Genomic DNA, 11,576 nt, shown 5'->3' on the forward strand with positions numbered 1-11,576 from the left:
ACGGTTTATTTTGATATTTTACTTTTTAGCGACTTTACCTAAAGCAACAAGGTCAAAAGTAATTTTAGCCGTTTCATCTAAAAACGGATCTAATTCTTCTAAATCTTCCGGTAAATCATCTAGCGATTTAACCGGCTCTTTACCTAATACCGCTAATCTTGCATTAGCACGAAGTAATTGTTTTGCTTTACGCTCTTCACGTTTTTCTTGTCGTTTTTTAAGATTAAGAGAAACGGTTTTATCATCTTTTTCTGCTTGATACGTTTTAATATCTTCTAGCAAGTAAGAAAACTCGGTATTGTGTTTAATCCGCTCTTGGTGCAGTGACTCAAGATATTTCAAATCATTCTGTAAATTTCCTAACGGGCTATAGCTCGCTTTAGGAATTTGATCCCAAGGTAAAGCATTCTCTTCTTTGCTTTCACCCCAATCTTCTGGCGCGATCGCTGATGGGAAAGCAATATCAGGAATAACACCACGATGCTGAGTACTACCGCCATTAATACGGTAAAATTTTGCAATGGTAAATTGAATACTACCTAATGGGTTTGAATATAAATCATAAACCCGGCCTAAAGGACGATGCTGCTGTACAGTCCCTTTACCAAAGGTATGCTCACCAACAATAACCGCACGGCCATAATCTTGTAATGCTGCTGAAAAAATCTCAGAAGCAGAAGCGCTATAACGATCAACCATTACCGTTAATGGTCCATCATAATAAGTTAAACCATCAACATCACGTTGAACTTCCACTTGTTTTTTCTGATTTAATACTTGAACAACCGGCCCTTTATCAATGAACAAGCCCGTTAATAAGGTCGCTTCAGTTAATGAACCACCACCATTGCCACGTAAATCAACAATAATGCCTTCAACACCTTCGCTTTTAAGCTTAGCAATTTCCTTTTTTACATCTCTTGATAAGTTATTGTAAAAACTTGGAATATCAATAACACCTAATTTACGCTGCTGGCCATCTGATGTTTTTTCTAAATAAATTTCAGACTTTGCGGCACGGTCTTCTAGTTTAATTTTATCTCGAATGATGGAAACCACTTTTAAGTTGGTGTCAGAATCAGATTCGCCTGATAGAATTTGTAAACGTACTTCGGTGCCTTTTGGCCCTTTGATCAAGTCAACCACATCATCTAAACGCCAGCCAACAACATCTTCAAATTCACCTTTTGCTTGGGCAACACCAACAATTCTATCTTTAGGTTTTAATTGTTTAGATTTTTCCGCAGGACCACCGGTAACCACACTTTGAATAACTGTGTAATCTTCTTCTGCTCTAAGTACAGCACCTATGCCTTCTAATGACAGGTTCATTTCCATTTGGAAACGTTCCGCATTTTTAGGGGATAAATATGAGGTATGAGGTTCAACAACCCGAGCAAAGCTGTTCATCACCATTTGAAAAACATCTTCGCTTTCGCTTTGTTTAATACGCTTAATTGCATATTTATAACGTTTAGTTAAGGTTTCTTGAATTTTTGGCCATTCTTTTTTAGCTAATAACAAACTTAAAACGTCGTATTTAACTTTTAAACGCCAAAGTTCATCAAGTTCTTTAACATCTTTTGGCCAAGGTTGTTCTTCACGATCAAACAAATATTCTTCGTCAACCGTAAAGTCAAATGGCTTCTCTAATAACGTTAAAGCATATTCAAAACGTTCTATTCTACGCTTAACATTTAAATTATAAATCTCATAGGCAATATCTAATTTGCCACGAGCAACTACCGAATCAAAGTCTTGTCGATATTTACTTAAACTTTCAATGTCGGATGCTAAAAAAACATTGCGATTGTAATCAAGTTGTTTGATGTAACGATCAAAAATCTGACTAGATAATTCATCGTCAATATTAATTTTTTTAAAATGAGCACGCGTAAATTGCGCCGTTATCCGTTTACTAGATGCTATGTGTTGACTTTCTGGTTCCAGAACAGGAATGGCATCCGACTTTGTGTTTTCAAAGGCATTTACCAACTGTACTGAACAAACTGCAAGTGAAATAGCTAACGCTATACGACCAAATTTATGCATGCAAATCACTCCATTAACTAAATAACTTTTCAACTTGTGTTTTAATCACCATACCTGAAGCTAACTGTACCTGAACATCACTGCCGGCAATTTCAGTAATAACCGCTTCCATTGGTGCGTTACCAAATTTCACTTTAACTTTAGCACCAACAACAATTTCACCTTGTGCTACTGGCTTAAGCTCAACAGCAGGTTTAGCTGGTTTTTTGCTTGCATTGTTATCAGCTTTAGAGGATTTAACATTTTTAAATTTATTATGCTTTTTCGCTGCTGTTTTTTTAGCAGCATCTGGATTCGCTTTTTGCTCTTTCGCGCCATTGGCATTTTTGTTCTGTACTTTATGACCAAATTTTTCTTGGCTTTCTTTCAGTGTTTGCGCTGCATGATCCGCTTGTTCTTGATCTATTTCAGCTACCTTTTCACCAGTTAAGTCAACACGAGGAGCGCCTAACTTAATTGACTTTAAATAACGCCAACTACTGGTGTAATGACGCAAAGCTTGTCTTAAACGAGTTTTGCTTACATTATCTTCTTCAGTTAATTGCTCAGCAATTTCTTGAAAAATACCTACTTTTAAAGCTTTTGCTTGGCCTTCAGTAGAAAAACACGCAGGAAATTTTTTCGCTAATAAGGCAATAATTTCTTTTGTGGTAAGTGCTTTAGTTTCAGTTTCCATAAATACTACTTTCAATAAATTAATCTTCTAGATATTGATCACGGTTGTCTAAAACGTTTCGACACCAGTCATAAATATCATCACTTTCTAATTCAGGTAAAACATCTTGGCCAATCCAGACATGCCATACCTGCTCTAAAATTCGTTCAAGTTCATCGGTTACTATATCTTCTTCGGCAAGATCATATAGCGTGTGATAAATCTCATTTAATTTTTCGGCAACAATTTCTTCCTGCCCTTCCCAATCTCCAACAACACTTTCTGAGACGAGATAATCGTGTATAACTACAAACTCTTTCATTTTTCAAAACACATAAGGCTAGAAAGCGCATAACATACCTTGAAAGTAGATACTTTTAAAGTGTTATCGCGGTTATATCGTCGATATTTACCAGTTTATAACATTTATCGTTTATCTAATACTCAGATACGCTTTTTTCGTGAAAAAATATCGCTAAACTTTATACAATTTTTACCGGCTTTAGCTTTTACTCAAGGTGTTCTTTAGGTAGAATCGAGCTTATTTTTCATGAATTAGTATCTATGCACGCCTTATTTGAATATTTACCACTGGTTATCTTTTTTGTTTTTTATAAGTTTCAAGATGTTTATTGGGCTACCGCTTCATTAATTGTCACATCAGCATTACAAATCATTTATTTCATGGCTAAAAAACAGCCTGTACCTAAGCGTAATTTAATATTTTTTGGTTTAATTGCGGTTTTTGGTGGTTTAACTATTTTCTTTCAAAACGACGCTTTTCTAAAGTGGAAAGTGACTATCATTAACGGTATTTTTGCTTTAGTACTTATTGTAAGTAATTATGTCTTTAAGAAAAATTTATTAAAACAACTCGTTGGTGAAAACTTAACCTTACCTGAGCATATTTGGTCACGTTTAAACTTATCTTGGGCAGTATTTTTTATCTTTTGTGGTTTATTAAATATCTACATTGCCGACAACTATCCGCTTGATACTTGGATAAACTTTAAAGTCTTTGGTTTAACCGTACTGACGTTTGTTTTTGCTATTGGTTCGGTTGCTTCACTTTATAAATATTTACCTAAAGAAGAAGCAAACAAAGAAAATTCATTACCAACCAATAACGAGAAATAATCAATGTATTACGTAATTTTTAGTGAAGATGTCCCCAATAGTTTAAGTAAACGTTTATCTGTTAGAGAAGATCACCTTGCCCGTTTATCTTTATTACAAGATCAAGGCCGTTTATTAGTTGCTGGCCCTTGTCCTGCCATAGATAGTGAAAACCCTGGCGATGCGGGTTTTACCGGCTCAGTCGTTATTGCTAAGTTTGACGATTTAACCCAAGCACAAAGCTGGGCAGATGCAGACCCTTATATTGCCGCGGGTGTTTACCAAAAAGTAATAGTAAAACCTTATAAAAAAGTATTACCAGCATAGTAGGTATAGGTTTTAATGAAGATTAAATATGTTACTAATGGGATTTTTATCAGCACCTGTGCATTATTGCTCTCTTTGCCTATTGCCGCTAAAAAAATCACTACGGTGGATGAATGTGATCAACTGTCTCCAAAAAATAGCGATTTTTCTTCTTGTTTAGATCAAGTAAAAACCCATGCCGAACGTGAATTAACCACTTGGATAAATAATCAAATATTTACCCTTGAAGAGTTAAAAAAACAAACGGGCAGAGGCGCAGCGTTAACCATTTTTAAGCGCTCACAAACCGCTTTTGAAAAATATCGAGAAGATAATTGTCGCTGGCAGTATTTACAGATATCGCCAGCAACTGGCGCTGATAGCGCATATAAAAGTTGTTATATCAAACTTACGCAAGCACGCAGTAAAGAACTATCAGAGTTAAGTCGTTAAGGACAAAGACTTAAAGCGATTTAAAAACAATAAAAAATCACAAAAAAGGCGTATTTTCACTATTGAAAATACGCCTTTTTTTTAACGGTTTTTAACTCTGTTTATCTGTTCTGCTTTTCTCGTTGATCACTAGCATCAACTTCATCATCGCCTGAAAGTAAAACAGCAAACCATTTACCTTCTTGTGAGCTTTCTAAGCCAATTTTAATGATCATTGTTAATGGTACTGATAACAACATACCAACCGTTCCTAATAACCAGCCCCAGAAGATTAAGGATAAAAACACCACTAACGTTGATAGCCCTAAACCACGACCTAAGTAACGTGGTTCAATGACATTGCCCATTAAGGTATTAATCAATAAATAACCAAGGCCAATAAAGCCAGCGGTTGCCGGACTCAATTGTAATAAGGCTAAAGACATAGCTGGCACAGCGGCAATAATAGAGCCGATATTAGGAATATAATTTAATAAAAAGGCTAACACGCCCCACAATAAATAAAAATCTAGGCCAACTGCCCATAACATTAATGACACCAACATACCGGTACCAATGCTGACTAGAGTTTTAATGGCTAAGTAATTATTTACAGAGGTTAAAAAGCGATCAATTTGTTTCATCCTCATTTCGGGATCAGCTAAAGATAAATGAATTTTTCGCGGTAACATAGGCGCTTCAAATAACATAAAAATAACCGTAATGATGATCAAAAACATATTTGCCATAACATTGCCAAAACCACTTAGCATATTAGTAGCAAGGCCTAATGCAGCAGCAGGATCAACATGTTCGGTTAATAATTCCCGCGATATTTCAATATTATAATTGGCTAATTGAGTAACTAGCCAAGCGAGCTCACCTTTTAATTGTTCACGATAAACCGGTAATAATTCTGACAATTTAGCCAACGAGTTACCTACTAAGCCAGCAAGTGATAGCACCACACTGACAAAGGCCGCAATAACAATAAATATTGCCACAATTTTAGGGATTTTATAACGCGCAGCATAGTTAACCAACGGGTTACAAACTATAGCGATAAATACCGATAATAAAAATGGCACTATGATATTGGTGGCAGTTTTAATACCGGCAAAAATAACAAATAGTGCCGCTACGGTTAATATGGCTTTTAACACACTTTCAGTTTGTGTTGCTTTGCTAGAAGACACAGCTTGCTCCATTCCTTTCAAGATAATGATCCAATTTTATGGCTGAACTATACGTTAAGTAATTAATAAATTTAATCATTATTTTTCAATAAACTTACATAGTTCGGCGGATCAAAGTCACACTCGACAAGTTCAATAAACGTCGACAGGCTAACAACCCTATTGTCGAAACAAACAAAGCACCAGAGCTAACGCCTAACAACCAGTATGAAAAATGAAAATTAAATGTCATGTTAAACACTTGTGATTGTAATAAATACACGGCAAGTTCCATTGCTAAGCTCGCCATAAAACCGGCTAACGCCCCTAACACTAAAAATTCATAAAAAATACTCATGGTAAGTATTCTACCTTTAGCCCCTAAGGTTCTTAAAATCGCTAATTCACGTTCACGCTCTTCCATACTCGCTTGAACTTGTGCAATTAATACTAAGCAGCCTGCAAGCACCACTAAAACAAGAATAAACTGAATAGCAACAGACACTTGTGCTATGACCTCACGTAATTGATTGATCATCGCTTCCACATCTAACATGCTAATCGTCGGATAAAGTGATAAAAACTGCTGTAACGCTTGTTTTTTCTCGTCTTTAATATGAATAGCACTAATGTAAGTAGCAGGAAAATCGGCCAATACTGCTGGGTGAAAAATCATAAAAAAGTTGGGCTGCATTGTTTGCCAATTCACTTCACGAATGCTACTGACCGTGACAGAAATTTCTTCATTGCCTAAAGTAAATAATAACTTATCACCTAAGACAATATTGAGTCGTTCAGCCAACGATTGCTCAATCGAGACCAAGTGATTTTCATTATCTTGCTCGGCTAACTTGTTTGCAGGCCTCTCATCCCACCATTTACCAGCAACCACTTTATTACCGTTAGGTAGGCTAGCTCGCCAAGTTAAATTAAGCTCTCGGCCAACCCCGCGCCGGCCATTATCAGCCTCGGTTTCTTCTTCCTTAGAAACCTTGCGTTTAACCTGTTCATCATTAATAGCCGCTAATCTGCCACGAACAACAGAAAATAAACCACTCGAAACAATATCGTGTTCAGCAAAAAATTCTTCAATAGCTGGTCGCTGACTCTCACTGACATTAATCAAAAAGCGATTAGCGGCGTCACTAGGTAGCTGAGCTTGCCATTCATCAATAATTGAATTTTTCATCACTAAAATGATCAATAATAAATTTATCGCTACGGTGAAACTGATCAATTGAATGCCATTTTCACTGGCTCGCCTTTTAACATTAGCAAGAGCCAAATGCCATGACTTACCCGCTTGGCTACCAACTTGACGGCCAAGTTTCATTAAACCATGGGCAAGCAATAATAAAATACCCGCCACAATTAATGAGCCCGCCAATAAAGCGGCACTTAACATGGCATTTTTGCTAAACAGTGTTAATAAAGCAAAAACTGCGGTTACCGCAATAATATTTGACCAAATAGAGCTATTTTTAAAGATATCACTACCACGTAATATCATCATAGGTGAAGTAGAAGTTAATGACTTTAATGGCTGAAGTGCAAAGGCCGTAGCACAAATAATCCCCGTTGTTATCGCAACTAAAAGTGGGTAACCATAATGATCTGTCGTGGTTATTTCAAAAATATCATTTATCGCCCAAAGGCCAAGTTTTAATAGTCCCAAGCCCAAAATGAGGCCGATGCTGATGCTGAATAAACATAACAAACTCCAATGCAAACAAACCATTTTGTTAATATGGCTTTTACTCGCGCCCATCGCTTTAAAAATGGCAACACTTGCCTGATGACGCTGACCATAACGTCTACTCGCAACAGCGACAGCCACAGCCGCTAGAATAATCCCTAACATACTGCCAAGTGATAAATATTGCTCGGCACGATTTAACGCTTTAGCCAGTGGTGAATTACCTGACTTTATGTCTTGCCAATGTTGAGTTTCATTTAATTGGGGTTTTAACCACGTTTCAAAGCTTTTAAGTTGATCTTCGTCGCTGGCAAATAAATAACGATAGCCGACTCTACTCCCCGGTTGAACCAATTCGGTTGCCGCTAAGTCCTCTAACGCTAAAATAACCACTGGCGCTGACGTAAAGACACTAAATGAGGCATCAGGAAGTTGTTCAATAATACCCGCTACAGTCACCGTTAGGTTACCTAACTCAACCTCGTCGCCAATCTCTAGGGCTAATTGAGGCAAAGCTTTTTTATCTAACCAAATATGCCCAGGCTCTGGCGTTGAAACACGCTCAGGCTGCCCTTGTTTGGTTTTACGAACCAATAACTCACCACGCAGTGGATAGCCAACAGAGCTTGCTTTGAGCTGTATCAATAACATCTCGTCGTCAGCAAACACCATAGACGCCATTTCAACTTGTTGAACATACTGCACATTCTGTTTACTGGCTTGCGTTAAAAAGGCTTCATCAATGGGGCGCGACGCTTTTAAAATAGCATCTGCGGCAATAAATTTAGTTGAGTTTTGTATTAAACTCGCTCGTATTTGGCTTGAAAAGCCGGTTAATGAAAAAACTGACGACACTGACAGAATGATAGCTAACGCAATTATTGTCAGTTCGCCACGTTTAAGCTCGTGCTGTAACAGCCGAAACGAATGTTGCATCCACATTGGCATTAGACATTTTCCACAATATTCGATGTTGTATCTAACTGAGCTGTTTGCTCAGTCATTTCAGTTAATTGCCCAGAGGCCATCTTAACTTGTCGCTGACAACGTGCCGCTAACTGGTTGTCATGAGTAACTAATACTAAGGTTGTCCCTTGTTGCTGATGAATATCAAACAACAAATTTGCAATATGCTGACCGGTTACTGTATCTAAATTACCCGTTGGTTCATCGGCAAATAAAATATCGGGTTCACTAATAAAAGCGCGCGCAATTGCTACCCGTTGTTGCTCACCACCTGAAAGTTGTGAAGGAAAATGATCCGCTCGATCAGATAAATCAACTTTAGCTAATAACGCCAAAGCTTTTGCTTTCGCATTAGGCATATTGGCTAGCTCTGCCGGTAACATGACATTTTCTAGCGCCGTTAAGCTGTTTACCAATAAAAATTGCTGAAAGATAAAACCAACATGCAATGCCCGCATTTCACTACGCTGCTCTTCATCCATTTGATGTAATGGTTTACCTTTGAGAAATATTTCACCCGAGCTTGGTAAATCTAATCCCGCTATCAATGAAAGTAAGGTAGACTTACCTGATCCCGATGCACCAACAATAGCTAATGTTGATCCTGCATTTACTTCTAAATCAATATTCTGCAAAATAGTTAAGCTTTTTGCATTCATCTGGACTTCTTTATTAACAGAGGTCACTTTCAAAATATGTTCGGAATTTAATTTCATGATAAAAAAATCGTTTCTTGTTGTCGTGTTTGTTTGGTTATGGGCGCAAAATGCCTGTGCCGCCCCCGCTAAATCCATCGTTATTTTAGGCGATAGTTTAAGTGCCAGTTATGGCATGAAACAGCAACAAGGCTGGATTCATCTATTAAACCAACGCTTTAGCGAGAAAAATTTACCATATCACATAATTAACGCCAGTATTAGTGGTGAAACCACCGCCGGTGGCTTAGCGCGTTTACCTAAAATTTTATCGCAAGGTAAAATCGACTATTTAGTCATAGAGTTAGGCGGAAATGACGGCCTGCGGGGCTTTCCTCCTAAAATAATAAAAAACAACTTGTTACAAATGATCGCATTAGCTAAAGAAAAAAATATCCCAATTGCCATTATGCAAATTAAAATACCGCCAAATTATGGCGCAAAATATAATCAATTATTTACCAATACCTTTAAACAAGTAAGCGATGATGAGAATGTGCCTCTCCTGCCTTTTTTTATTGAAGATATTGCCGTTCAGCCACAATTAATGCAAAAAGACGGCATTCATCCTAATGTCATGGCGCAGCCATTGATAGTGGATATCATGGAAAAACAATTGCACAACTTAGTTGAGGACAATTAAATGGAATTTATTTGGGTTTTATTTGCTTTTGTTTGTGGTTTTGCCGCTAAAAGTTTGACCTTACCACCGTCGATTGGTTTTTTGCTTGCCGGTTTTATTCTAAATTTTTTAGGTTACACCGCTGATGATAGTTTAAAAACGTTAGCCGATTTAGGCATCACCTTGATGTTATTTACTATCGGTTTAAAGTTAAATATTAAAGATTTGCTCAAACCTGAAGTGTGGTTAAGTTGTCTGGCTCACAGCACTTTTTGGGTGATTTCAGGCGTTATATCTTTCAAAATATTAATTTTATTCGCGTTACCTTATTTTACCGATCTAACGCTATTATCTTCTGCGGTTATTGTTTTCGCTTTAAGTTTTAGTAGTACCGTTTGTGTCGTTAAATTACTTGAAGAACAAGGTGAAATGAAAACAAGGCACGGTAAACTGTCAATTGGTATTTTGGTTATGCAAGATATTATTGCCGTTGCCTTTTTAGTACTTGCTACCGGTAAAATTCCAAGCATTTGGGCCTTTTCATTGATCGGCTTATTCTTTATCCGACCGTTTATTTTTAAATTAGTTGATAAAGCTGGACACGGTGAATTAATTCCACTTGCTGGTTTCTTCTTAGCTTTAGGTAGCTTTGAGTTATTTGAACTAGTGAAGATGAAAGGCGATTTAGGTGCGTTGATCGGAGGAATGTTATTAGCAAGTCATCCGAAAGCCACTGAAATAACCAAATCATTATTGAGTTTTAAAGATATCTTTTTAATTGGTTTCTTTTTATCAATTGGTTTTGTTGCCCTACCAACTCTTGATATGTTCGTGTTAGCACTGTTGATGGTGTTAGTGTTAATTCCTATTAAGTTTGTTTTCTTTTTTAGTTTATTTAGTGCGTTAAAATTACGCTGTCGAACCTCGTATCTAACCGCGTTAATTTTAAGTAACTTCAGTGAGTTTGGTTTAATTGTGGCTGCGATAAGTGTTAAAGCCAGTTGGATCACTGAGCAATGGTTAGTTATTTTAGCCCTTGCGGTTTCTTTATCTTTTGTCCTTACGAGTGTGATATATAAGTTCTCGCATCGCTTTTTCACTCGTTATAAGGACTTTTTCAAGCAATATGAACGAGAAGAAAAATTACCAGAAGACGACATTTTATTACCAAGTTACACCCCTATCGTGATCGTAGGAATGGGACGTGTTGGTATGGGTGCTCATCGTGCAATGACTGAACATAGCAAAGAAAAAGTATGGGGAATGGACGCGGAAAAAGATAAAGTAGATAGCTTAAAAGCAATGGGCATTGATACTTATTTAGGTGATGCCGAAGATGCTTACTTTTGGGAAGATATTAATTTAGAGCACATCAAACTGATCATGCTTGCATTGCCGACATTACAAGACAGTGTCAATGTCACTTCCATCATCAGAAAAACCAATTACAAAGGTAAAATTGCCGCGATTGCTCGTTATGATGATGAAACAGCTGAACTAGAAGCGCTAGGTATAGATAAAGTTTTTAACTTTTATACTGAAGCCGGTGTTGGTTTTGCCGATGAAAGTATCGCGTTAATTAAATAACCTAAAAATTAACTATGCCATTAATATAACAGCCAGTCATTGTACTCACAGTGACTGGCTTTTATTTGTACTTAAATTTAAGTAGATTGTATACCAATCCGTATAAGAAAGTGCTCGCTTAGCGAGAATTTAAAGGCTTAGAGGCAAGTAATGCCGATCAGTTAAGAAATATTTAACGATCCATTGACCGATCTTCTACATAGTTCAAAATCCGGTATCAATATTTAATACCGGATTTTTTATGCGTTTAGAAACTGAGTTAGCGACAACACTT

General features: G+C 37.0%; 11 protein-coding genes. 5 read left to right on the top strand and 6 right to left on the bottom strand.

Annotation, left to right across the window (positions count from 1 at the left end):
• Window positions 1–18: 18 nt before the first annotated feature.
• Genes prc through ACSLUO_RS16880 form a run of 3 tightly spaced genes read right to left on the bottom strand, consistent with a single transcriptional unit; the run spans window position 19 to window position 3,029 of the window.
• Window positions 19–2,052: a carboxy terminal-processing peptidase gene (gene prc, locus ACSLUO_RS16870; RefSeq protein WP_448250337.1), complete on the bottom strand. Its 2,034-nt coding sequence runs from the start codon at window positions 2,050–2,052 to the stop codon at window positions 19–21.
• Window positions 2,053–2,065: 13 nt separating this feature from the next.
• Complete coding sequence (gene proQ, locus ACSLUO_RS16875) at window positions 2,066–2,728, bottom strand: RNA chaperone ProQ (protein ID WP_448250339.1); 663 nt, start codon at window positions 2,726–2,728, stop codon at window positions 2,066–2,068.
• A gap of 19 nt (window positions 2,729–2,747) precedes the next feature.
• Window positions 2,748–3,029 (bottom strand): hypothetical protein, encoded by a 282-nt coding sequence (locus tag ACSLUO_RS16880; RefSeq protein ID WP_448250340.1) that lies wholly within the window; start codon window positions 3,027–3,029, stop codon window positions 2,748–2,750.
• A gap of 242 nt (window positions 3,030–3,271) precedes the next feature.
• On the opposite strand from ACSLUO_RS16880, the gene ACSLUO_RS16885 reads away from it, so the two are divergent.
• The 3 genes from ACSLUO_RS16885 to ACSLUO_RS16895 are packed head-to-tail and all read left to right on the top strand — an operon-like array spanning window position 3,272 to window position 4,582.
• Window positions 3,272–3,844 (top strand): septation protein A, encoded by a 573-nt coding sequence (locus ACSLUO_RS16885; RefSeq protein ID WP_448250342.1) that lies wholly within the window; start codon window positions 3,272–3,274, stop codon window positions 3,842–3,844.
• 3 nt (window positions 3,845–3,847) lie between these two features.
• A complete protein-coding gene (locus ACSLUO_RS16890) occupies window positions 3,848–4,150 on the top strand; it encodes a YciI family protein (protein ID WP_448250344.1) in 303 nt (100 codons plus the stop codon).
• A 15-nt stretch (window positions 4,151–4,165) separates the two neighbouring features.
• Complete coding sequence (locus tag ACSLUO_RS16895) at window positions 4,166–4,582, top strand: lysozyme inhibitor LprI family protein (protein ID WP_448250346.1); 417 nt, start codon at window positions 4,166–4,168, stop codon at window positions 4,580–4,582.
• 101 nt (window positions 4,583–4,683) lie between these two features.
• Here ACSLUO_RS16895 and ACSLUO_RS16900 read toward each other — a convergent pair whose 3' ends face one another.
• The 3 genes from ACSLUO_RS16900 to ACSLUO_RS16910 form a co-directional block, all read right to left on the bottom strand.
• Window positions 4,684–5,757: an AI-2E family transporter gene (locus ACSLUO_RS16900; RefSeq protein ID WP_448250348.1), complete on the bottom strand. Its 1,074-nt coding sequence runs from the start codon at window positions 5,755–5,757 to the stop codon at window positions 4,684–4,686.
• Between the two features lie 94 nt (window positions 5,758–5,851).
• Entirely contained in the window at window positions 5,852–8,380 is a 2,529-nt protein-coding gene (locus ACSLUO_RS16905; protein WP_448250350.1) for an ABC transporter permease, read from the bottom strand.
• Window positions 8,380–9,114: an ABC transporter ATP-binding protein gene (locus tag ACSLUO_RS16910; RefSeq protein WP_448250352.1), complete on the bottom strand. Its 735-nt coding sequence runs from the start codon at window positions 9,112–9,114 to the stop codon at window positions 8,380–8,382. The genes ACSLUO_RS16905 and ACSLUO_RS16910 overlap by 1 nt, the downstream gene beginning before the upstream one ends.
• Between ACSLUO_RS16910 and ACSLUO_RS16915 the strand changes: the two genes are divergently transcribed.
• The gene (locus tag ACSLUO_RS16915) at window positions 9,113–9,736 is read left to right on the top strand and encodes an arylesterase (RefSeq protein ID WP_448250354.1); all 624 of its coding nucleotides are present in this window, start codon (window positions 9,113–9,115) and stop codon (window positions 9,734–9,736) included. The genes ACSLUO_RS16910 and ACSLUO_RS16915 overlap by 2 nt on opposite strands.
• Window positions 9,737–11,302 (top strand): cation:proton antiporter domain-containing protein, encoded by a 1,566-nt coding sequence (locus tag ACSLUO_RS16920; protein WP_448250356.1) that lies wholly within the window; start codon window positions 9,737–9,739, stop codon window positions 11,300–11,302.
• Window positions 11,303–11,576 lie beyond the last annotated feature (274 nt).

This window comes from Thalassotalea agariperforans, from assembly GCF_053470345.1.

Bases quoted from the DNA above. Each gene is read 5' to 3' on its own strand.
- proQ (WP_448250339.1), bottom strand. From the start codon at position 2,728: ATGGAAACTGAAACTAAAGCACTTACCACAAAAGAAATTATTGCCTTA.
- prc (WP_448250337.1), bottom strand. From the start codon at position 2,052: ATGCATAAATTTGGTCGTATAGCGTTAGCTATTTCACTTGCAGTTTGT.
- ACSLUO_RS16920 (WP_448250356.1), top strand. From the start codon at position 9,737: ATGGAATTTATTTGGGTTTTATTTGCTTTTGTTTGTGGTTTTGCCGCT.
- ACSLUO_RS16885 (WP_448250342.1), top strand. From the start codon at position 3,272: ATGCACGCCTTATTTGAATATTTACCACTGGTTATCTTTTTTGTTTTT.
- ACSLUO_RS16905 (WP_448250350.1), bottom strand. From the start codon at position 8,380: ATGCCAATGTGGATGCAACATTCGTTTCGGCTGTTACAGCACGAGCTT.
- ACSLUO_RS16880 (WP_448250340.1), bottom strand. From the start codon at position 3,029: ATGAAAGAGTTTGTAGTTATACACGATTATCTCGTCTCAGAAAGTGTT.
- ACSLUO_RS16915 (WP_448250354.1), top strand. From the start codon at position 9,113: ATGATAAAAAAATCGTTTCTTGTTGTCGTGTTTGTTTGGTTATGGGCG.
- ACSLUO_RS16890 (WP_448250344.1), top strand. From the start codon at position 3,848: ATGTATTACGTAATTTTTAGTGAAGATGTCCCCAATAGTTTAAGTAAA.
- ACSLUO_RS16910 (WP_448250352.1), bottom strand. From the start codon at position 9,114: ATGAAATTAAATTCCGAACATATTTTGAAAGTGACCTCTGTTAATAAA.
- ACSLUO_RS16895 (WP_448250346.1), top strand. From the start codon at position 4,166: ATGAAGATTAAATATGTTACTAATGGGATTTTTATCAGCACCTGTGCA.